Origin of the sequence: Sphaerospermopsis sp. FACHB-1094 (genome assembly GCF_014696195.1) — a bacterium.
Classification (GTDB): Bacteria; Cyanobacteriota; Cyanobacteriia; order Cyanobacteriales; family Nostocaceae; genus Sphaerospermopsis; species Sphaerospermopsis kisseleviana.
In genome coordinates this window covers 15045-36101 of record NZ_JACJPT010000022.1, presented here as the reverse complement: position 1 = coordinate 36101, position 21057 = coordinate 15045, and the positions used below count along the sequence as shown (strand labels likewise).

Genomic DNA, 21057 nt, shown 5'->3' with positions numbered 1-21057 from the left:
ATTAATTATGGTTGTGTTTGTCAATATATTTTGTCTGAATCAGGATATCCAGGATTTTAGGATGTACAGGATTTTTGTTAGTATCGGGATTTTGATGATTTGAGGATTCAGACATTTTCACTACTTCCCATACTCTAATGTTATGACCCGCTTCTCTAAATCATTAACCTGTTGCTTTAATTCCACTACTAAAGTTGATAATCTCTCAAACATTTTATCCCTTTCAGATTGTGATAAATTCCGTTGATCAATTTGCGGTTTGACTGGATTTTGAGAAATTCTCGAAGATGGAATTTGAGGATTTTGACGCAATGATAATTCTATTTGGTTCAACCGCAATTCTAAACGTCTCAAGTTAGATTCTAAGTTATAAACTCGAAAATCTACTTGTTGTGATGTTGCAAGATGAGAAAAAATACTACTCCACAGAATAATGGCTAAAATTCCAGATATTGCTGTAAAAAACAATTTTTTTGACATTTATAATATTGCATTAATTTTGATTTTGAATGTGAAAGACACAGATACCCAATGTATTTTAAAATGTGGTTTTAAAATGTGGTTTTAAAATTTGGGTATCTATGATATTTTTCAGTGACAGGAATGAATAACGCAGATAAATCTAGAGTTAGATTATCTTAACTGCATCACGCTGCAATTGAGAAAATAATTGTTCCCAGTTGATAGAGTTAACATTATTTTCTCCCTCTTTGACTTCAAAGGTAATATTCTTCGCTTTTGGTTGTTTTAAAGATTGAACACAAATTTCCGCTACATCATTACGACTAATTTTACCACGAATATTATCACCTTGTTCAAATATTAATTCCTTTCCTCCTGCTTCTTCTGTTAAGGCACAAGGTCGAATAATTGTATAAGGTATTCCGCTTTCTCTTAAACTATCTTCTCCTTTTAACTTCCAGGTTAAAATCCCTCCTAATTGGTCATTTAATCTCACTGCTGGGGGTTCTTCCTCTAAATTAATTCCTGGTCTTCCCGGACGAGTTACACCCGCAGAACTAACTAAAACAAATTGTGATAAACCTGCACCACCATAAGCTTTAATTGATTCTAATTCTAATTTAAAACCACCAGGACTAAATTGAGGATTTAACGCACCGTCATATTCAAATTTGCTCAACATTAATTGAAAAGAACAAATTTTACTTTGATCAATTTTAGGACAATCTTTAACAGTTTTTGCTCTAAAAACAGGTGTTAAATTCACAAAAGGGATATTAACATCTATCCATGTATTAGCTACAGTATCAAAGGAATAACTGTAACCCACTCCATCCCAAGTATTTTCAGTTCTCAAAAATATTTTATACCGTTGTCCATCACCTTTAACTCTCAATCTCACCCCGGTAAAACCTGATAAATTAATTGCGGGTGCAAAATTTTTGGTTCTTACAGATGCAAAACCTCCTGAGTTTGCAGTAGAAACATTACCAGCAAATAAAGCGGTTTTTTCTAAAATGCTAAAATTGCTAGAACTGACACCACCCATAACTACATCATCTAACGCACCCCAAATATTTTTTAATTGTGCTGTTAATTCCTCTGATGATTGGGTAAAATCAAAGATAGTTTTTTCTCCCGTGTTTGGTAAATATCTTCTAGCAGCTTCTACTAAATTTTTTACTCCTCTATATTCTACATTTTCTGGTGTTTCTCCTACTATTTCTGGTTGATAAAATTTCACACCTTGGTTATATTTTGCTCTATCAGGTGTGTCTCCTTCCACTGGTTGAACTCGCACTGCTGTACAACAAACCACACCTTGAATATTACTCATTACCAAATCATTCAAAGTTTCCGGTTTGGTAATATCTCCCACCACTAAGTCAACTTCATTACCAAGAATTGACCGCGCTTTATCAATATCTCTGACTAAACAACGCACTTTTTCACCTTGCGCTAATAATCTTTGTACGACTCGTTTACCAACTCCACCAGTTGCACCAGCTACTAAAATTATACCCATAAGATTACCCCCTTTTGGTTGATTTTGAATTGGTTGAGAACGATTTTTTGCAAATATATTTTGTACCCAGTTCAGTGCAGGGAATACCTCAAAATAGGTGAGGGTTTGAATGAGTCTACATAACTTAGATTGATGACGATTGTTTTCAGTCATAGTGATTGCTAATGGTTTAGGAGTGTTTTTTGATAATTGCGGCAATTTTATATTATAATAATATACTAACAGCTAATTATGGATTTATGGGTTATGAGTCAATTGGCAAAAATCCAAGCAGAGTATGAGCAATTTCCTCAAGAATTTGCCAGTATTATGATTAGTACAGCAAACGAAAAAGGAATCCCCAACGCGAGTTATACTCCTTTTGTCATGGATGAATTTAAAAACATTTATATTTATGTGAGTGGTTTATCCACCCATACTGCTAATATTCAATCTCATCCTTATGTGAGTGTTTTATTTATTGAAGATGAAGCTAAAACTCCTAATATTTTTGCCCGTCGTCGCTTGAATTTTGATTGTACAGCTACTTTGATTGAAAGAGAAACTGATCAATGGAATCAAATTGTTGATCAATTTCAAGCACGGTTTGGAGAAATTATTGAAGTATTACGTGGTTTAGCTGACTTTAGAATTTTTCAACTCACTCCCACCCAAGGACGTTTTGTGATTGGTTTTGGAGCAGCTTATAATATTAGTGGTGATAATCTCAATCAAATTGTACATTTAAATAAAGATAATATTCCTAATTCATAACTTATATATTATATGCTGAAATTTCAACCTCCTGGTTTTGGTCAGAAATTCATTAAGACATCTTTGGGTAATATGGTTTATTATACCCAAATGAGTGAACCTTGCAATATAGAAGCAGTTGAAAAATTACCACCTTTGTTATTTTTACATAATTTTGGTGGTGGTGCATCTGCTTTTGAATGGTCTAAAGTTTATCCAGCTTTTGCTAATGAATATCGTATTTTATCACCTGATTTAATTGGTTGGGGAGAGTCAGATCATCCAGTTAAAGATTATCAAATTCCAGATTATTTGACTACCATTAGTGAATTTATTCACCAAACTTGTCATCAACCTGTGACGGTGGTTGCGTCTTCTTTAACTGCTGCTTTTATTATTCGTCTTGCTATTTCTCAACCGGAAATATTTAAAGCATTGTATTTAGTTTCACCTTCGGGGTTTGATGATTTTGGACAAGGTGCAGGAAGAAGATTGCCGCTTTCGGTGATTAATACACCTTTTTTGGATAATTTAATTTATGGTTTGGGTGCAGAAAATGAAGTTGCTGTGAATAATTTTTTGCAAAGTTTTCTCTTTGCTAACCCGAAAAGATTAACACAAGAAATAGTAGAAGCATATTTAACTTCTGCACAAAAACCCAATGCTAAATATTCCGCTTTAGCATTTTTAAAGGGTGATTTGTATTTTGATTTGAGTTTGTATATTCAACAGTTGCAAGTTCCAACTGTGTTTTTCTGGGGTGAGGAAGCGCAGTTTACTAATATTAATTTGGGTAGGAGGTTAGCAAGTTTAAATAAAGGTGCAATTAGGGATTTTCAAGCTATAGCTGATACTGGGATTTTACCACATTTGGAAATTCCTGGGGTTTTTGTGGGGTTGCTATATAAGTATCTTGATTAAACGCAGATAAAAAATAAATAAAAATCAATTTTTTGGGGGTGATAAATGATGAGGACAAATATTAATAAAACTGTCACTTATGAAGGTGGTTGTCACTGTGGTGCAGTACGTTTTCAGGTAGTGGTTGATCAACACAAAGTTGATGATTGTAATTGTTCAATTTGTCGCAAAAAGGGATTTTTACATTTAATTGTGAAGAAAGATAAGTTTACTTTGTTCCAAGGTGAGGATGTTTTAACAACTTATCAATTTAATACGGGTGTTGCTAAACATAAATTTTGTAACGTTTGTGGGATTCATTCTTTTTATATTCCCCGTAGTCACCCTGACTGTATTGATGTGAATGTGCGATGTTTAGATGGGGATGTGATGGGTAATTTTGAAATTGTTCCTTTTGATGGTGCAAATTGGGAGGATAATATTCACAAGTTGATTAATTGATTTTAAATTTATCCTTCTTTATCCTTCTTTATCCTTCTTTATCTGCGTTTACTTGTTTCTATACTCTGTATAGGAATGAATTAAAGAAGACTCTGTCTTCTATTTATATAGGTAGAACCTATATAATAGCATTCCCAGTCTGAGACTGGGAACGAGATGAATCAGATAAATTGTGATTTATCTAAATATTCAAAAAACCCTAACCTAACAATTCAAGATTACCGAAAATAAACTCTTGAATTGAGATATTTCCTTCGGTTTCAGTGCGAATTTCCCGACGAGAAAGAACGTAGTAATTGCCTACTTTTTCATATTCGTCTGTGAACTCGCTCCGACCACCTTTTTGAACTCCAGTTTTGGGGTCATGATATACAGAATTGTATGTGTGAGATAGATATCCTGCCCCGGTTTCGTGAACGCTGAAAGTGTTAATAGTCACAACAACTCCATGAATATGACGATGAACAAGGGTAACTACATCATTGCGAACTTTATATTTATCACCGGCTGATTTTCCGCCTACAAAAATTTCCACAGCGCCGGTTTCATCAGTTTCGCCATAAATAAAAGTATTTTCGCCGTGGGTTTGTTCAAAAGTGCGACGCACACGGTGAACAGCAATTTCCCAAGTTTGGCTATCAATTGCTTTTTTTGCTGCTTCGTTTTCTACTTCTGTAACTTCCCATTTGAGATTTCCGTCAATACGAATTTTGCCAGTGAACTCCTGACCATCATATTTATAAGTGATATCTGCGGTGTAACCGGGGAAGTTTTGATCCCAAGTATAACGGTTTTCATAAGCAGCCCGGAAAAGTTCTTGGGCAGAGATTTGAGTAACTGTCATGATGCTTGTCCTCTGGCTACGATTGAATAATAGCTTTTTATCGTTGATGATATTAGGATAGGGGTAATTATTGCAGTTCGCATAGTCCCCAACTGGGTACTCTTATGACTAAAACACTCCACGCCATTTTTGAAGCGATCGCCCATGTTGAAAATGAGCAAGAATTACAACAAGCTCTGATGGATACCATCGGCGTGCATTTTGGCGTGCAACATTGGGGTATTTCTTTTCTCGATAACGAGTTATTAACATCAATAGAAATTCCAGAAATTCCTGCGGTTTGCTTGGAAGCTAACCCAGTGGGTAGTTATGTTTTAGAACGTCATGCACCCACCCATGAACAATTAATTTTATCACCAGAAGATTGGAAAAATTTTTGCACCCGTCATGAACACGTGATGACTGGACCGATAGTTTGTGATGGTCGCTTAGTGGGAACTATCAATTTTGCCCGTGACCCCGGTAGTCCTCCTTTTAATAATAATGACTTGGCTGATTTAAGTGCTTTATGTATTCATTTATCAGCCAAAATTGCTACTATTAGGGCTAAGTTGAAAACCGCTAAACCTGCTGTTGAATGTCCCCTCACAGCTAGGGAATTAGAAATTGCGGCTTTAGTCGCCCAAGGTTTAACAAATGGAGAAATTGCGGCTAAACTTTGGATTACCCAAAATACTGTGAAACAAGCATTGAAAAGAATGTTTAAGAAATTGGGGGTTTCTGCACGGGCAGAAATGGTGGCAAAATTGCAAGAGCATTTTGTAATTCGTAATTCGTAATTCGTAATTTGTAATTCGTAATTCGTAATTCGTAATTCGCAATTCGTAATTTGTAATTATTACCCAATCACCAATCACCAATCACCAAATTACAACAAACCCCGATAACGAATAAAAATCAACACCGCCGCCCAAGAACCTAATGCCACTTTCACCGCCACAATAATATTTAATATCGGCAAAATTCCCCCACTAAAAAGTGTTCCTAACTCCCCGTGTGGTAACTCTAATCCTGATAAAGTGATCACAGATAAAACAATAAAAACCAATACTGACACCTTCTCCCAAATAGCTGCATGATAGCGTTTATAGATATCCTGCATCCATTGATAGGATGAAGTAATTGCAATTAAACCTATTGCTGTTCCACCCGCTACACCCGCAGCAAAACCACCTCCAGGACTCAAATGTCCTCTAATTGCTAATTCTATTCCTACTAACGCTGCAATTGTCGCCCCTAACCGAGCTAAAATAACTGATGATCGATCTTTAAATTGATAAATTGTACAAGATGGATTTTCATTGGCTAATAAATAATTGCATCCTAAAATGGCAATGGTAAAGACAATTACTTCAAAAATTGTATCATAAAGGCGATTTCTAAATATGATTCCTGATACCGCATTCACAACACCACTTTCATTCACTACTTTTTCTGTAATAGACATATCTGAAATCACTTGGGAAATATTCCCTAAATTAGATGTGATATCAGGCATCAATAACATTTTGATAAATAATGCTATTCCTGCTAAAATATAAAGCCATTTCATTTTCATTAATGTTTCTCCTCAGATGCTGCAAAATCAACATAATTGATAACTGTGTTAGGTGATGACAGTTCACTTTCAACAATTTGATAAATCCGTTTTACTCGGATTTCTGTTTGATAATTTTGCTCACATTCATCACTCGCTAATACTGGCGCACAGGTAGCATGGACTTCCTTTTCCTGTAATGCTGTTTGTAAACATTGGTAGCTGTTGTAAGGTACAAGTTCCAACCGCATATAATGTTTATTAAAAATGCTACGAAAATCACTGATCAGATTTTCTGAGATTGATTCATTTTCAATGACCCCCAAACGTAAAACTAAAGAAGAACGAACAGCGATCGCATATAAAGCAACAGATAACATTGTTCCCATTAATGCTTCTGTTAAAGCTACATCTGCTGCACCTAAAACCGCATCTACTAACGCCGCGATCGCACCTAAAACACCACGCAAAATTAACGCATGATAAGGGTTAACTTGAGTTATCAATAAACCCGCAGTTAAAGGTAACAAAGCAATAATTATATATAAATAAGAATCATTCATTTTCTGCCTCTATAGTTGTATCATGAGTTGAACAATAGGCGATTACATAACCCAACATTGTATTCCAAATCGCCAAGGAAATAATACCTAAAACTAACAATGGCCATTTACTAGGTATTTTCATTAAAATTCCCACAATCATCAGCATTGATCCCAAAGTATCAGCCACAGAAAGTCCATGTAATTTGAATAATACTGATTTATTGCTAACTAAATGAGAAGTACCCCAAAACCAGAAAAATAACCCTATACCTATACAGGTATAACTGATAATACTCACAAAATTTTGCATTTAACTTTCCTCATTTTCCTCTTTTATTAAAACTCGTGAAATCTGATTACTGAAAGCTGATAACTAATTACTATTCATGCTTCATTTAACCTTCTTAAAATCTGTGCTAATAACATAAATCCAGCATTTCCCACACTCAACATAATCGCTCCTACTACCCCGATCATCCAATCATCTCTTGCCACAGAAATCACTAAAATCATGATAGATACTTTACTAGAAATACTCCCCAAAGCCAACATTAACTGCCAAGTATTCTCTGTTTTCCACGCTTCATAAATAGGAATTAATAAAGCTGCTATCATCCCTAACAAGACTATTTCTAAATTCATAATTATTTCCTTCCTGGTTTAATATGATGAACTTCGTAAAATCCCTCTTCATCATGGTTTAAAACAATAGTTTTCGGGGTAAAAGTAATCAAAAATATATCCATAAACACCAACAATGAAGAATGTTTATGTTTCACTTTTTCCCTGATAATTTCCTCATGATGATGGGGATTAATGATAATTTCAAACGCTTCTTTAAAAGCCACAAGAACCGCTACCACTACTTCCCCTAAAACCTTTACCCATTCGGTTAATTTTGCCCGTGATGTGTAACCTCTGGGTAAAATTAGGGCAATAATTACCCCAATAATAATGTTAGTTGTACTAAAATCAGCCGTTAATAAAAACCAAATGGTTAATCTTAATATCAAATGTCCAATCATGATAAGACCATCCAAAACAAGAAGATTATAGTTAAACTCATCACACCTACTAAATGTTCAAATTCTTCAAGTACACGGGGTACATATATTGCTAATTTCTTGAAAATCAGATGATATGCTAACCAGCCAATAGCAATGCTGATAATTGCTTTGATAATATCGGCAATGTTATAAGCTTTCAGATAGGCAATATTGCCCACAACTAAACCAGTAAGTAAGAATATGACTGCTAACCAAAAACCGGGTTTTGCTGTTTGTTCATCGTCTTTATTATGGGATAAAAAGATGAATTTAGAAAAAGCTATTGCTGTGCCAACTGCGGCAATATTCATGGCTATAAACTGCCAAGATGCTAAATTTTTCATGGTTAACACCTTAGCTTCAAAACCTGACAACAAAGGAAAACCAGAAATTGATAAACTAGCGATAACTAAAACAATCCAAATGTTAGTATTAATAGGTTTATTTCCCAGTTCTTTAAAATTGCGACTGGGTAAGGAACCAGCAGTCAAAAATAAAGATGATTTTGCCAGTCCATGAGTTAGGGCATAAAAACCACCTACCGCTGGTGCAGCCAGTATCCAACCTAACTGGGAAATAGTGCTAAATGCTAACAGACGCTTGGTATCTTTTTCAAAGATGGCGTAGGATAAACCCATAAAAGCTGTCCCCACGCCCAAAATAACGACGATATTATTAAGTTCTGGAGAAACCGCAGCACATCTTAATAAAGGTAAAACACTAGCTTTAACTACTACACCTGAAAGCAGCGCAGAAACAGGAGTTTCTGATTCAGAATGGGTTAAAGGTAGCCATAACCCAGAAACAAAAATCCCAGCTTTGACTAACATTCCTAAAAAGATTAATGCTACTGCTTCCGGTGGGGCATTTTTTAAACCTGCAAAACTAAAAGAGAGATTATTTTGATAAACTAAGACAGCACCAACTAGATAAAATAACATTGAGATATTGCTGACAAATAGATAGCGTAAACCTACCCAAATTGAGCGATCGCTCCGGGGATATGCTACCAATAAAAAAGCTGCAATACCACTAACTTCTAAAGCTACATATAAGCTAATAAAATCTGCACAGATAAAGGCAGCATTTAAACTACCATGCACTAGCAAAGTTTGGGCATAGAAAAAAGCATTTTTATCACTTTGCCAACAATATAAAGCTACCGCAGCAGTCACTAAAGCATTAGTTAAAATAAAATAACCACTTAACTGATCTGCTTCTAAAGTCACACCAAAACTATCAAGTAAATTGAGCTTAATTTCTGGCTTTTCTATCAACAACTGCACACCATAAGCAGCAGTAACTAATGTTCCCAAAAAAGTCAAATGTCTGTTAAGTTGGGGAACTAAAAAAATCATAAATCCCAGAAAAAACGGGATACCTACCCAAGCAATTGTGATCGTATTCATGGTTATGTTATTCATGGTTTTAAATTTAGATTTAATTTGAGTTAATTTGAGTTAATTTAATTTTTATGTTCATATTTGATGATCTGCGGTGTATTATTTTTCTCGATTTCACTACTTTCTAAAGTGGGATTGTCTTTAGCTAATTTCATTACACCTACTAACATTAAAGCTTGAATTGAAAACCCAATTACTATCGCTGTTAATATCACTGCTTGGGGAACAGGATCAGCATATCCAGCTTTTTTGACGTTGGAAATAATGGGAGTAAATAAACCCGTTTTTGAGGCAATAAATACATAAAAAGCAATCACCCCCGTACTCATGACATCCATTGAAACTATCTTCATTACCAGGTTTTTCTTGAGAATAATTCCAAAAAACCCGAATAGTATTGTTATCAGTACAAACGCTTCTATCATAGACATCACCTATTTAATAATATATAAATGTGTATTATTGGATTGAGGGAAAAGTTGCTGTTTGAAATCGGAAATTTTTGTTTCTGAAAGTGTTACATTATTAATAGCACTAAAAGTAGGTGCTAATTACAGCAGAACACTAAATAATTATTATAATAATCATAACAACACCTAATGATTTATGTTTTCTTTAATAACACCAAACATACAACCCGCAAACAAACCCGTGAATTTTGATTTATCCACTTCATTACAATTAATTGGACGCTCTAAAGAATTTCAGCGTATTATAGACATACTTGCAAAAGATGAAGATTTATTAATTACAGGAGTACCTGGAAGCGGTAGAAGAACTTTAGTTAAAGTTGCAGCGCAGGAAGTGGGTGCGGTAGTCTTAGAAATAGACTGTATTCGTGCTACAGATGGTGAAAGATTTTTGCAATTATTACTAGAAGCAATTAGTCAAAATTGGCAAGCAAAGAAAATTAAATCTTGGGTGGAAAAAAAAGAGAGTGAGTTTTTTATTTTTAATAGTGAAAGTAAACTTAAATTATTACATTCTTTAAATCAAAAACAACTCTGGCAAGCATTTACTAGCCTAATTGAATTATTACAAATAATGGCTAATGATTTAAACCAGAGAGTAGTATTGATTTTACAAAGTTTTCCCCATATTCGTTCTTGGGATCGCAATGGTTTATGGGAATCAACATTTAGACAAGAAGTTAAAAACCATCCTCATGTAAGTTACGTTTTATTGGCGACAATTGCAGAAACTAGCCATCATCAAGATGATAGTATTTATTCTATAGAAACAATGGAATTAGCACCTTTATCTAAAGATGTTTTAGCATTGTGGGCGCGAGAGATTTTACATACAGAAAATCTCAAATTTGATCCCCATTCCCAAGGATTACAAGTATTTTTAGATGCGGTGCAGGGAAACATTGGTGATGCGATGGTATTAATTCGCAGGTTATCAAGTTTAGAACATGATCAAGGTTTAATTACTGAGCAAAAAGTACAGCAAGTAATTGAAGGAATGCTCAAAGATTTATCTATAACTTATGAATCTTTATTGATGTTATTACCTGCAAGTCAAATACATCTTTTAGAATGTTTAGCAGTTGATCCGACAGATAAACCACAGAGTAAAGAATATATCCAAAAACATGGACTTTCTAGAGGTGGAAGTTTGCAAGGTGCTTTAACTGGGTTACAACACAAAGGTTTAATTTACAGTGCTGAACAAGGTTATCGTTTAGCTTTACCTTTGTTAGCTTTGTGGTTAAGAAAACGGTTGAGTTAATTGTTAGCATTCAGCTATCAGTAATCAGTAATCAGCTAGTATCAGGAGAGAGACTGAGTAAATAATAAGTATGCTCCCATTTTTTCTCGTACCCATACTCTGTATGGGAATGAATTTAACAAGGTTCTACCTTGTTTATTTAACTAGAGTCAGAGACTCTTAAATTGTATTCCCAGTCTGAGACTGGGAACAAGAAAAAGAAAACAAGAAAGAAATTCAGCTTTATTTATTCACCTACCTGAACTTCTGGAGAAGGAGCAGAAAAATTGTTAGCTTTTAATTGTACCCAGGTAAAGAAAGGAATTGCTAAAAGTTGAGTTAGGGAAGAAAAAACCACTAAGAAAGTAATAGAGTGATCATACAAAATTCCCATGAAAGCACTACCTAAAAACCAAGCTAAACCATAGCCTGTACTAAAAATTCCGTAAGCTGTTGCGCGTTTATTTTTAGGGACAATTTTTGCTATTGCTGCTTTGAGAATTGATTCTTGCGCTCCCATTCCAATACCCCAAAATGCCATTCCTAAAAGGGCAAACCGCATATCTCCAAAAAATACTAAAGGTGCAAATAGGGAGGAAAATAAAGCTGCAACAATCAGCATAGAAATCCCGATACGATCAAACAAATATCCAAATATCAGAGCAGCTACAGCATCAACTCCCATTGCCCAAGCATAAAATAAAGGAATGGTTTGCCCAGTGGCTATTTCTCCTTTTTGGAAATGAAAAGCAATCAAAGGAAAATCTGCATAACCAGCCGCAATAACGGCTACAGCACCCAAGTAAATCCAAAATATTCGCGGTAATTTATCACCTTGATCAAGTATTTTTTCTTCTTCAAAATCACTGGGGGTAGGATATAATTTCTGGAGTATTAATAATACAATTAATCCTAAAATTGCCGGGATAACTAAAACTTTAAAACCTTGGCGATATTCTCCCAAAAAATAAACCATTGCGGCTACAGCTAAGGGTCCTAAAACTGCTCCAGTTTGATCCATTGCTTCATGCAAACCAAAGCCAAAACCGCTACCAATTTGACTTACACCATGCGAAAGTAAGGCATCTCTTGGAGGCGTACGAACTGCTTTACCTGTGCGTTCAGCCATCATTAAACCGGCAGCTACTTCCCATCTTCCAGCTAGGGCTAAAAATGGGACAACGGCGGTATTTAAAATGAAACCTAAAGTTGTAATTCCCCAATATTTACCTGTTTTATCACTAAGATAACCAATCACTAAACGGAAACCATAACCTATTAATTCCCCGAAACCTGCAACTAAACCAACTATAGTTCCATTCGCGCCTAGAACTTCTAAATAAGCTCCTGTAATACTCCGCGCTCCTTCATAGGTTGCATCAGCACAAAGACTTACAAAACCAAGTAAAATCACAAACTTTAATGCGGCTGATTTTTGGTGCATATTTCGATAACTGCTAATTATTACCTCAATTATTTAAACATAGAAAAACTCAAAAAAATAATTGTCTTTTAAATTTTTTATAATTTGATTTTTATAATGTAGTTTATTTAATAAAAAAATAGTTGTCAGAGGTTATTGGTAATTAAAAAACCACCAATTACCTCTTTAACTACCAAGAATTAAGCTTTCTTCAACCAGCTAAACATAGCGCGTAAATCTTTACCAACTTCCTCAATAGGATGTTCAGCTTCTTGACGACGCATAGCGGTGAAACCGGGTTTACCTGCTTGGTTTTCTAATACAAATTCCCGCGCAAATTGTCCAGATTGAATTTCACTTAAAATCTTCTTCATTTCTGCTTTGGTTTGAGCAGTAACAACGCGGGGACCACGGGTATAGTCACCATATTCCGCAGTATTAGAAATACTATCGCGCATGGTTGCCAAACCACCTTCAACTACTAAGTCAACGATGAGTTTAACTTCATGCAGACATTCAAAATATGCTAATTCTGGTTGATAACCTGCTTCAATTAAGGTTTCAAAACCGGCTTTAATTAAAGCACTTAAACCACCACACAATACAGCTTGTTCACCAAATAAGTCGGTTTCGGTTTCTTCGCGGAATGTGGTTTCTAAAACACCTGCGCGTGTACCACCAATACCTTTAGCATAAGCCATTGCGCGATCGCGTGCTTTACCTGTAGCATCTTGATATACTGCAAATAACGCTGGTACTCCTTGTCCTTGCTCATAAGTACGACGTACTAAATGGCCAGGTCCTTTAGGTGCAACCATGATTACATCAACATCCGCAGGGGGTACAACTTGCCCAAAGTGGATATTAAAACCGTGTGCAAACGCTAAGATATTTCCTGCTTCTAAATTAGGTGCTATTTCATTTGTGTAAATAGTTTTCTGAACTTCATCAGGTAATAAAATCATGATCAAGTCAGCAGCTTTAGCAGCATCAGCAACGTTTTTTACTGTTAAACCAGCCGCTTCAGCTTTTGCAATTGACTTACTGCCAGGATATAGACCTACAATTACATTTACACCACTATCTTTTAAATTTAGCGCGTGGGCGTGACCTTGAGAACCGTAACCAATAATAGCAACGGTTTTTCCCGCTAAAAGGTCTAAATTAGCATCTTCATCATAATACATACGCGCCATAGAAGCATCTCCTGTTCACAAAGGTTGTTAAGAAATTGGCAGATTTATGATTGTACCGCAGATTGGTGACTGGTGATTGGTGATTGGTGATTGGGAAAATAATCTTACCCAGTCCCCAGTCCCCAGTCCCCAGTCCCCAGTCCCCAGTCACCTCCACTACTTTCCCTTTTTTGTCAGAAGTTCCAAATAGACAGAAAAATTTGTGACAACTTTGATACAAAAATGTTAAGAATAGTTACAGCATCAGTAATACAAGGAAACAATTCTTATGGTTGATTTACATGATAGAAAACCACCTCATCAGGTAGTTATCGTTGGTGGTGGCTTTGGTGGACTATATGCGGCTAAAGCACTAGCTAAAGCTAATGTCAACGTGACGCTGATAGATAAACGGAATTTTCACCTGTTTCAACCTCTGTTGTACCAAGTAGCTACTGGTGCTTTGTCTCCAGCAGATATTTCTTCTCCCTTGCGTTCTGTTCTCAGCAAGAGCAAAAATACCACTGTTTTGCTGGGTGAGGTGAATGATATTGACACCATAGAACAAAAGGTGATAGTGGGTGGTGAAACCGTACCCTATGATACTTTGATTGTCGCTACAGGTGCGAAGCACTCTTATTTTGGCAAGGATAACTGGGAAGAGTTTGCACCGGGTTTAAAAACCGTAGAAGATGCCATTGAAATGCGTCGGCGGATTTTTATGGCGTTTGAAGCAGCGGAAAAAGAAAGCGATCCTGCTAAACGTCGGGCTTTGTTAACTTTTGTAATTGTGGGTGGTGGTCCAACTGGGGTAGAATTAGCGGGGGCGATCGCCGAATTAGCCACCCAAACCCTCAAAGAAGACTTCCGCAACATTGACACCTCAGAAACTAAAGTTTTATTGCTAGAAGGTTTAGACAGAGTTCTCCCTCCCTTCGCACCGGAATTATCCCAAGAAGCGCAAGCATCTTTAGAAGCTTTGGGTGTAGATGTGCAAACCAAAACCCTGGTAACTAATATTGAAAATGATATTGTTACAATTAAGCAAGGTGACGAAGTAAAAACTATTGCTTCCAAAACCGTATTGTGGGCGGCTGGTGTCAAAGCTTCCGCAATGGGTAAAGTGTTAATGGACAAGACTGGGGCAGAATGCGATCGCGCTGGTCGTGTGATAGTTGAACCAGACCTCAGTATTAAAGGACACTCTAATATTTTTGTAGTGGGAGACTTAGCGAATTTTGCCCATCAAAACGGAAAACCCCTACCTGGAGTTGCGCCAGTAGCCATGCAAGAAGGGGAATATGTAGCCAAGCTCGTACAAAAACGCATCAAAGGTGAAAACCTACCCCAATTTAACTATGTGGATAGAGGCAGTTTAGCAATGATTGGGCAACACGCCGCCGTTGTGGACTTAGGGTTTATAAAACTTAAAGGTTTCCTAGCTTGGTTTTTCTGGTTATTTATTCACATCTACTTCCTGATTGAATTTGATAACAAATTAGTAGTCATGATTCAATGGGTTTGGAATTATTTTACCCGCAATCGTGGCGCAAGATTAATTACAGGGAAAGAGATGGTCAAACCTGTACCAGTGGAAAGTAATGGACATTATCAGCCTGTGAATACTAGACAACCATTGAATGTGTAGTTTTGTAGAGTGGGTTAATAACCCATCATTTTGATTTAAACATAGATGCAAACTCCCATTGGCTGAAAAAAGAATGCGGGCTTATTGTCATACGCCCGTATCTTTTGCTAATAATTAGACTTTCAAATTTGGGCATGGAAGACAGGGTGGAAGTTTTGAGACAAACTAGAATATCTAATTTTCTGCAAAAATCAAATACAGCCCACATTTTTACCTCCTGTCTCCTCCTCCTACTATGGTAATCCGATATCAATCCTCAATCACTAAATCACTCTTTCATTCCCTCCATCAATGGGAATATTAGCAGCAGTTGTTTTCATGAATAAACTACCACACATTTCCGCAGCTAATTCGGCTACGTCATGGCTAGTGATTTCAACTTGCAGCAGATTATTAGTTTTATATTCTTCTACCGTTAAACCATAAGCAGCAGCACGAGAATTTAATACTTCTTCTGTCCAAATTCCCGTATCAAAAACTGCATTTGGATGTACAGAATTAATGCGAATTTTATCTTGACTCCATTCTAAAGCAGCAACTCTTGTTAATTGATTTAACGCAGCTTTAGAAGCCGAATATGCTGCTGCACCAACTCCAGGTGCATAGACATTTTTCGAGCCAATTATGACTACTCTACCGCCTTTAGGTGCTAATTTTAAATAGGAATGACTTTCTCTCATTAAAATTAAGTTAGCATCCAAATTGATATCCATTACCTTACGCCATTCCTGGGTTGATAAATCTTTAATATGACAACCACGAGGAAAGATGCCAGCATTCAGAATTAAGATGTCTAAACCGCCAAATTTACCAATAGCTGTTTCTAGAGTTTGAGTAATTGCATTTTCATCGGTTACATCACAGGTGATTCCTAAAAAATTAGGACGTTTATAAAGGGTTTCAATCTGAGAATTAATATCTAAACCCACAACCGCAGCCCCTCTTTTTAGAAGAGATTCTACACAGGCTTTACCAATTCCAGAAGCTGCTCCTGTAACTAAGGCAATTTCTCCAGTAAAAGGGGGTTCTTTTCCTGATTTTTTTAATTTTGCTTGCTCCAAATCCCAATATTCTACTTGAAAAATATCTTTGGCTGATAAAGCTTTATATTGGTCTAAATTGGTGGCAGTTTCGATGATATCAATGGTATGATCATAGATGTCGGCAACAATATTTGCTGCTTTAATATCCTTGCCAATTGTACATAGTCCTAATTCTGGATCAAGGATTACTCTGGGAATGGTATCTAATATGGTATGTTCAGGACTGGAATAGGTTTTAAAATAGTCTTGATAAGCTTGACTATAAGCTTCGATATCTTGACCAATTAAAGGCAGGCGTTTAGTACGAATTACATGATCTGGTGTAGCCGGACCTTGTTGAGAAATAACAGCAATATCTTCTCGTCTAGCAAAAGCAATATATTTAGATTCTCGATGACTGGATAAAATCACCGGAAAACCTGCTTTTGTTGATAGTCTATGACGTAATTTTGCTAAAGTAGGAGCTAAAGATTTTTCTGCAATCACACCACTGGGAGCAGGAGAATAGGCTTGATTTTTCTGTAAATATTCTTCGGCTTCACTTACCAGTGAAATCATTCTTTCATAAGACTCTTGAGCAGTGTTTCCAAAGGAGAAAATACCATGATTCATCAAAACCATGCCGATGGTGTTTTCTCCTGCTTCTAGTGGGAATTTTTCGCCACAAATTCTGGCTAAATCAAACCCTGGCATAATATAGGGAATTATGACAACTTTATCACCATAAATTTCTTTAATTCTTTGGCAACCGTTGGGAGTGTTGGTAATAGTGACAATGGCATCTGCATGGGTATGATCTACATATTTGTAGGGTAAGATAGCGTGGAGAATTGTTTCCACTGAAGGCGAAGGGGCTGTAGCAATGGTCATTTGAGTTTTTAGCTCATTTACCATCTCAGGATCAGATAAAGCTGGTAGTTTAGCTAATTTTAATAAATGAGACATTCTCACGGGAGCAAAACCTTCTTTTTCTATGGTTGCTAAGTCCCAACCACTACCTTTTACATAAAGGATTTCTTCTATTTCTCCTACTAGGTTTTTTTCTTTGATTTTGACAGAAGTATTTCCTCCTCCATGTAAAACTAAAGCAGGATTTTTTCCTAAGAGACGAGATGTATATACTCGCAGTTCTAATTCTCCTTGATATTGGGCTGCTTCTTGATCATTCCAGAGATTTTTCATAATTGATTTTTGTTGGCTATTTTTTCAGGGGTTTGATATCAATAAATCACTTAATATTATACTATTTTTAGATGAGGTTGTATAGAAAAAATTATTCTAGAAGATCGATTTATTGCATTAATCATCAGGGCGAAGCATTCTGACAAAATATCAATGGTTTCAGCGATGAGTTATCACCCGAATGCTTCGCCCCTACTGGATCGCGCCTCTAAAATGATTCAAGTTCGGATGAAATTAGAAACTAATGGCTAATATTCTGCCATCATTTGGGATTGATATGAAAGCTTTGTAAAGACGTTTTATGCAACGTCTCTACATCTCCAAATATCTACTCCCTTCCTACCACAAGAATACCGATTAAATGAACCACGAAGACACGAAGGAGACGAAGGAAGAAGAGAAGAAGATAGTTAATCTTACACCGGGAAGGGAGTAATACCAACTTAAGCAGTAATAGTTCCCGTTAAAGGTGAACTCGCACTAGCATAGTTTTTAATTGGCATTCTTCCCGCTAAATAAGCTATGCGACCGGCTACAGTTGCTAAACCCATTGCATAAGCCATTGTAGGTGCATTCTCAGCTAGGGCGATCGCACTATTAATTAACAACGCATCCGCACCCAATTCCATCGCTTGTGCAGCTTCTGAAGGCGCACCAATACCCGCATCTACCACCACCGGCACTTTGGCATTTTCAATAATAATCTGAATATTGGCGGTAGTTTTCAACCCTTGTCCTGAACCAATAGGCGCAGCTAAAGGCATCACAGTGGCACAACCAACTTCTTCTAATCGCTTTGCTAACATGGGATCAGCATTAATATAAGGCAATACCGCAAAACCTTCTTTTACCAACTGTTCCGCCGCGTGCAAAGTACCAATGGGATCAGGCAACAAATATTTAGCATCAGGTATAACTTCTAACTTGACAAAATTATTATCTTCCTGTCCTAATAACTTCGCCATTTCCCGTCCTAACCGTGCCACCCGGATCGCTTCTTCCGCAGTTTGACAACCAGCAGTATTAGGCAACATCCAAATTTTACCCCAATCTAAAGCTTCTGCCAAACCTTCATGTCCAGGGGCGTTAGTTTGTACCCTTCTGACAGCAACGGTAACAATTTGACAACCACTAGCAGCAACACTTTTCTGCATTTCTTCAATACTGCGATACTTTCCTGTTCCTGTCATCAAGCGAGATTGAAAGGTTTTGCCAGCAATAACTAAACCTGAATCTTGTAAGTTAAATTCCGCAGGTTGAATAGATAAATTTTTACTATGTCCGTTAGTGAAATTAGCAGGATGGGTAAGCATGGATGTTGTAGTAGATGACTGAGTGGGAACGGGTGTATTTTGAAAGCGGGAATAATGGAAATGAGTTAAAAGCGGATCGGTTGTTTGTGACAAAATCACATCTGCAATTAAATTTGCTGTGACTGGTGCAAGTAAAATTCCATTGCGATAATGACCAGTAGCCAAAGTTAAATTGCTACAATGACTTTCGCCTAAAATCGGTAATTCATCGGAAGTAGCAGGACGAAAACCCCACCACATTTCTTGGATGGGATAATCTGCTAATTGGGGATAAAGACGGGTTGCAGCTTCCAGTAAACTTTGAATACCTGCTGGTGTGTTATCGGGAGTAAAACCGACATTTTCACTGGTAGCACCTAAAACAATAGAACGGTTACGACGGGGAACAATGTAAATATTTTTACCAAATAAAACCCTTGTTAAAGGTAATTCTGTCACAAATTCCGGTACTCGCAACCGCAACATTTGACCTTTGCGGGGATGCACTGTTAAAGGTAATAATTGATTAGACCAAGCACCAGCAGCTAAAAGATAATGGTCAGCCCTAAGAAAACCTATGTTAGTTTGGATACCGATAACTTGCCCTTGTTGCTGGGCGATCGCCTCAACTGTCACACCATCTTTGAATGATACACCCAAAGACTCAGCCGCAGTCCGCAACACCTTCACCAAAGTTTGATTATCAACCTGGCCATTTTCAGGATACCACCAACCACCAACCACATCAGCGCCTAACCCCGGTTGATATTCATGAATAGCTGCTTTATCTAACCAATAAGCTGGTGATTGGTGATTGGGAATAAATTCCTTTTTCTCCCCTGCCTCCTGATATACTGGGGCGAGGATGCCACAAGGCCAATAACCTGTATTGTTTAAATCTTTTTTGGCTGTTAACTCTTCTAATTTACTAATCCAGTCAGGATATAAAGAGAGCGATCGCCGACACAAATCAAGCATAGCAGCATCGGCGATATTTTCCGCATCAGGGGCTAACATTCCTGCGGCTGCATGGCTGGCTGCGGCAGTAAAATCACGGCAAACGACAGTAACATTTGCATCCCGCAACTTTAACTCAACAGCGCAAGCCAACCCGATAATGCCACCACCAATAATTAAAACGTCGCTAGTCATCAGTCAATAGTTATTAGTCATTAGTACATAACTAATAACCTATCAGGATTATTAATTGGTGATTGGTGATAGTTGATAGTTGATAGTTGTTTTTACCCAGTCCCCAGTCCCCAGTCCCCAGTCACCAATCACCAATCCCCATTACCATAAAGCGCGAATAGGTTGTTTATCTTGATCGATAGTACCTGAATTTGAGCTAGTATCTGTTGCAGAAGTAGAAGTATCAGTATCAGTATTATTTGAGCCTTGTGTACTATCACCAGAACCTGTAGGCGTAGTATTGGCATTACTTTGAGCTACACTGGTGCGGCGAGTATCATCAGAAAAATCATTTCTGTTAGTGTTGGAGGTTTCAGTGTTATTTCTGTTAGCAGCGGTTGAATCATCCCTACTGGCAGTGCTATTAACATTAATATTGGCTGGCAAGACACTAGACTCTCTCCTTCCAGGAGGAACATTAGCAGTTTGTTGTCCACCCATCGGAAAATTAATACCAAGTAACGTACCTAGTAAAATTGCCACGCCTCCAGCCATTAAAATTAAGGGAGTCCATCTACCCATCTTGTTTTGTCTCCTTTTTAACCTTCTGGTGTCCAAACTATCTGAGAACCTTGACCCCAAAAACCATCAAATTTTGTAACTTTCACATCTCCTAAAACCTGAGTTTGACAAGCTAAACGCAAATCAGATGTAAGAGAATGGGGAGGAAGCGATCGCCGCGTTCGATCACGCCAATTTGCTGCGGACACTTCGCCTTCTACCTTAACCGCACAAGTACCACAACTGCCAATACCCCGACAGTTTATTACCTGAGAACCACCGTTATGGAGGTCAACACCATTTTTTAGCAGCACTTTTCTTAAATTGGCTTTGTTTTCACACTCAATTAATTTACCTTGAGCTACAACTTTCGGCATATTTAAATTACCAAACTAAATTACAGCAGGTGACAGGTGACAGGTGACAGGTGACA

At 37.0% G+C, this 21057-nt stretch carries 22 protein-coding genes; 6 read left to right on the top strand and 16 right to left on the bottom strand.

What is annotated here, in order from left to right; genetic code table 11:
• Positions 1-120 precede the first annotated feature (120 nt).
• Positions 121-480, bottom strand: a complete 360-nt coding sequence (locus tag H6F47_RS09620; protein ID WP_190648872.1) for a hypothetical protein — start codon at positions 478-480, stop codon at positions 121-123.
• Positions 481-628: 148 nt separating this feature from the next.
• The gene (locus H6F47_RS09615) at positions 629-2140 is read right to left on the bottom strand and encodes a CIA30 family protein (RefSeq protein WP_190648869.1); all 1512 of its coding nucleotides are present in this window, start codon (positions 2138-2140) and stop codon (positions 629-631) included.
• Between the two features lie 93 nt (positions 2141-2233).
• Between H6F47_RS09615 and H6F47_RS09610 the strand changes: the two genes are divergently transcribed.
• The 3 genes from H6F47_RS09610 to H6F47_RS09600 are packed head-to-tail and all read left to right on the top strand — an operon-like array spanning position 2234 to position 4081.
• On the top strand, positions 2234-2740 hold the full coding sequence (locus H6F47_RS09610) for a pyridoxamine 5'-phosphate oxidase family protein (RefSeq protein WP_096572541.1): 507 nt from the start codon (positions 2234-2236) through the stop codon (positions 2738-2740).
• Positions 2741-2752: 12 nt separating this feature from the next.
• Positions 2753-3640: an alpha/beta hydrolase gene (locus H6F47_RS09605; RefSeq protein WP_137668902.1), complete on the top strand. Its 888-nt coding sequence runs from the start codon at positions 2753-2755 to the stop codon at positions 3638-3640.
• 48 nt (positions 3641-3688) lie between these two features.
• Positions 3689-4081, top strand: coding sequence for a GFA family protein (locus H6F47_RS09600; protein ID WP_190346461.1), 393 nt, complete (start codon positions 3689-3691; stop codon positions 4079-4081).
• Between the two features lie 199 nt (positions 4082-4280).
• On the opposite strand, the gene H6F47_RS09595 is transcribed toward H6F47_RS09600, so the two are convergent.
• Complete coding sequence (locus tag H6F47_RS09595) at positions 4281-4925, bottom strand: DUF3386 domain-containing protein (RefSeq protein ID WP_137667234.1); 645 nt, start codon at positions 4923-4925, stop codon at positions 4281-4283.
• Positions 4926-5029: 104 nt separating this feature from the next.
• Between H6F47_RS09595 and H6F47_RS09590 the strand changes: the two genes are divergently transcribed.
• The gene (locus H6F47_RS09590; RefSeq protein WP_190346383.1) at positions 5030-5704 is read left to right on the top strand and encodes a LuxR C-terminal-related transcriptional regulator; all 675 of its coding nucleotides are present in this window, start codon (positions 5030-5032) and stop codon (positions 5702-5704) included.
• Between the two features lie 89 nt (positions 5705-5793).
• Here H6F47_RS09590 and H6F47_RS09585 read toward each other — a convergent pair whose 3' ends face one another.
• From H6F47_RS09585 to H6F47_RS09555, 7 genes are all read right to left on the bottom strand, one after another.
• On the bottom strand, positions 5794-6477 hold the full coding sequence (locus H6F47_RS09585; protein WP_137667254.1) for a Na(+)/H(+) antiporter subunit B: 684 nt from the start codon (positions 6475-6477) through the stop codon (positions 5794-5796).
• Between the two features lie 5 nt (positions 6478-6482).
• Complete coding sequence (locus tag H6F47_RS09580) at positions 6483-7025, bottom strand: DUF4040 domain-containing protein (protein ID WP_137667238.1); 543 nt, start codon at positions 7023-7025, stop codon at positions 6483-6485.
• The gene (locus H6F47_RS09575) at positions 7018-7317 is read right to left on the bottom strand and encodes a monovalent cation/H(+) antiporter subunit G (RefSeq protein WP_137667239.1); all 300 of its coding nucleotides are present in this window, start codon (positions 7315-7317) and stop codon (positions 7018-7020) included. The genes H6F47_RS09580 and H6F47_RS09575 overlap by 8 nt, the downstream gene beginning before the upstream one ends.
• A 74-nt stretch (positions 7318-7391) precedes the next feature.
• A complete protein-coding gene (locus H6F47_RS09570) occupies positions 7392-7649 on the bottom strand; it encodes a hypothetical protein (RefSeq protein WP_137667240.1) in 258 nt (85 codons plus the stop codon).
• A gap of 2 nt (positions 7650-7651) precedes the next feature.
• The gene (locus H6F47_RS09565; RefSeq protein WP_137667241.1) at positions 7652-8032 is read right to left on the bottom strand and encodes a Na+/H+ antiporter subunit E; all 381 of its coding nucleotides are present in this window, start codon (positions 8030-8032) and stop codon (positions 7652-7654) included.
• Positions 8029-9462 carry a cation:proton antiporter gene (locus H6F47_RS09560; RefSeq protein WP_137667242.1) on the bottom strand — a complete coding sequence of 478 codons (1434 nt, stop codon included), beginning with the start codon at positions 9460-9462 and terminating at the stop codon, positions 8029-8031. Before H6F47_RS09560 ends, H6F47_RS09565 begins: the two co-directional genes overlap by 4 nt.
• Positions 9463-9518: 56 nt before the next feature.
• Entirely contained in the window at positions 9519-9881 is a 363-nt protein-coding gene (locus H6F47_RS09555) for a cation:proton antiporter subunit C (protein WP_096572539.1), read from the bottom strand.
• A gap of 181 nt (positions 9882-10062) precedes the next feature.
• Here H6F47_RS09555 and H6F47_RS09550 point away from each other — a divergent pair, with 181 nt between their 5' ends.
• The gene (locus H6F47_RS09550; protein ID WP_137667243.1) at positions 10063-11190 is read left to right on the top strand and encodes an ATP-binding protein; all 1128 of its coding nucleotides are present in this window, start codon (positions 10063-10065) and stop codon (positions 11188-11190) included.
• Between the two features lie 226 nt (positions 11191-11416).
• On the opposite strand, the gene H6F47_RS09545 is transcribed toward H6F47_RS09550, so the two are convergent.
• Positions 11417-12613, bottom strand: a complete 1197-nt coding sequence (locus H6F47_RS09545) for an MFS transporter (RefSeq protein ID WP_137667244.1) — start codon at positions 12611-12613, stop codon at positions 11417-11419.
• Between the two features lie 179 nt (positions 12614-12792).
• Entirely contained in the window at positions 12793-13788 is a 996-nt protein-coding gene (gene ilvC, locus H6F47_RS09540) for a ketol-acid reductoisomerase (protein WP_096565236.1), read from the bottom strand.
• Positions 13789-14056: 268 nt separating this feature from the next.
• Here ilvC and H6F47_RS09535 point away from each other — a divergent pair, with 268 nt between their 5' ends.
• On the top strand, positions 14057-15415 hold the full coding sequence (locus H6F47_RS09535) for an NAD(P)/FAD-dependent oxidoreductase (RefSeq protein ID WP_137667249.1): 1359 nt from the start codon (positions 14057-14059) through the stop codon (positions 15413-15415).
• A 263-nt stretch (positions 15416-15678) separates the two neighbouring features.
• On the opposite strand, the gene H6F47_RS09530 is transcribed toward H6F47_RS09535, so the two are convergent.
• The 4 genes from H6F47_RS09530 to H6F47_RS09515 all read right to left on the bottom strand — a co-directional run bounded on the left by H6F47_RS09530 (position 15679) and on the right by H6F47_RS09515 (position 21001).
• Complete coding sequence (locus H6F47_RS09530; RefSeq protein WP_190648866.1) at positions 15679-17640, bottom strand: bifunctional aldolase/short-chain dehydrogenase; 1962 nt, start codon at positions 17638-17640, stop codon at positions 15679-15681.
• A 443-nt stretch (positions 17641-18083) separates the two neighbouring features.
• Positions 18084-20084, bottom strand: coding sequence for a glycine oxidase ThiO (gene thiO, locus H6F47_RS09525; protein WP_190346389.1), 2001 nt, complete (start codon positions 20082-20084; stop codon positions 18084-18086).
• Between the two features lie 141 nt (positions 20085-20225).
• A complete protein-coding gene (locus H6F47_RS09520) occupies positions 20226-20645 on the bottom strand; it encodes a hypothetical protein (RefSeq protein ID WP_096565228.1) in 420 nt (139 codons plus the stop codon).
• 17 nt (positions 20646-20662) lie between these two features.
• Positions 20663-21001 carry a 2Fe-2S iron-sulfur cluster-binding protein gene (locus H6F47_RS09515; protein ID WP_190346390.1) on the bottom strand — a complete coding sequence of 113 codons (339 nt, stop codon included), beginning with the start codon at positions 20999-21001 and terminating at the stop codon, positions 20663-20665.
• Positions 21002-21057: the final 56 nt, after the last annotated feature.

What these genes read in the sequence shown, in the direction of transcription:
- H6F47_RS09620 (WP_190648872.1), bottom strand. Translation starts at nt 480, where the DNA reads ATGTCAAAAAAATTGTTTTTTACAGCAATATCTGGAATTTTAGCCATT.
- H6F47_RS09615 (WP_190648869.1), bottom strand. Translation starts at nt 2,140, where the DNA reads ATGACTGAAAACAATCGTCATCAATCTAAGTTATGTAGACTCATTCAA.
- H6F47_RS09610 (WP_096572541.1), top strand. Translation starts at nt 2,234, where the DNA reads ATGAGTCAATTGGCAAAAATCCAAGCAGAGTATGAGCAATTTCCTCAA.
- H6F47_RS09605 (WP_137668902.1), top strand. Translation starts at nt 2,753, where the DNA reads ATGCTGAAATTTCAACCTCCTGGTTTTGGTCAGAAATTCATTAAGACA.
- H6F47_RS09600 (WP_190346461.1), top strand. Translation starts at nt 3,689, where the DNA reads ATGAGGACAAATATTAATAAAACTGTCACTTATGAAGGTGGTTGTCAC.
- H6F47_RS09595 (WP_137667234.1), bottom strand. Translation starts at nt 4,925, where the DNA reads ATGACAGTTACTCAAATCTCTGCCCAAGAACTTTTCCGGGCTGCTTAT.
- H6F47_RS09590 (WP_190346383.1), top strand. Translation starts at nt 5,030, where the DNA reads ATGACTAAAACACTCCACGCCATTTTTGAAGCGATCGCCCATGTTGAA.
- H6F47_RS09585 (WP_137667254.1), bottom strand. Translation starts at nt 6,477, where the DNA reads ATGAAATGGCTTTATATTTTAGCAGGAATAGCATTATTTATCAAAATG.
- H6F47_RS09580 (WP_137667238.1), bottom strand. Translation starts at nt 7,025, where the DNA reads ATGAATGATTCTTATTTATATATAATTATTGCTTTGTTACCTTTAACT.
- H6F47_RS09575 (WP_137667239.1), bottom strand. Translation starts at nt 7,317, where the DNA reads ATGCAAAATTTTGTGAGTATTATCAGTTATACCTGTATAGGTATAGGG.
- H6F47_RS09570 (WP_137667240.1), bottom strand. Translation starts at nt 7,649, where the DNA reads ATGAATTTAGAAATAGTCTTGTTAGGGATGATAGCAGCTTTATTAATT.
- H6F47_RS09565 (WP_137667241.1), bottom strand. Translation starts at nt 8,032, where the DNA reads ATGATTGGACATTTGATATTAAGATTAACCATTTGGTTTTTATTAACG.
- H6F47_RS09560 (WP_137667242.1), bottom strand. Translation starts at nt 9,462, where the DNA reads ATGAATACGATCACAATTGCTTGGGTAGGTATCCCGTTTTTTCTGGGA.
- H6F47_RS09555 (WP_096572539.1), bottom strand. Translation starts at nt 9,881, where the DNA reads ATGATAGAAGCGTTTGTACTGATAACAATACTATTCGGGTTTTTTGGA.
- H6F47_RS09550 (WP_137667243.1), top strand. Translation starts at nt 10,063, where the DNA reads ATGTTTTCTTTAATAACACCAAACATACAACCCGCAAACAAACCCGTG.
- H6F47_RS09545 (WP_137667244.1), bottom strand. Translation starts at nt 12,613, where the DNA reads ATGCACCAAAAATCAGCCGCATTAAAGTTTGTGATTTTACTTGGTTTT.
- ilvC (WP_096565236.1), bottom strand. Translation starts at nt 13,788, where the DNA reads ATGGCGCGTATGTATTATGATGAAGATGCTAATTTAGACCTTTTAGCG.
- H6F47_RS09535 (WP_137667249.1), top strand. Translation starts at nt 14,057, where the DNA reads ATGGTTGATTTACATGATAGAAAACCACCTCATCAGGTAGTTATCGTT.
- H6F47_RS09530 (WP_190648866.1), bottom strand. Translation starts at nt 17,640, where the DNA reads ATGAAAAATCTCTGGAATGATCAAGAAGCAGCCCAATATCAAGGAGAA.
- thiO (WP_190346389.1), bottom strand. Translation starts at nt 20,084, where the DNA reads ATGACTAGCGACGTTTTAATTATTGGTGGTGGCATTATCGGGTTGGCT.
- H6F47_RS09520 (WP_096565228.1), bottom strand. Translation starts at nt 20,645, where the DNA reads ATGGGTAGATGGACTCCCTTAATTTTAATGGCTGGAGGCGTGGCAATT.
- H6F47_RS09515 (WP_190346390.1), bottom strand. Translation starts at nt 21,001, where the DNA reads ATGCCGAAAGTTGTAGCTCAAGGTAAATTAATTGAGTGTGAAAACAAA.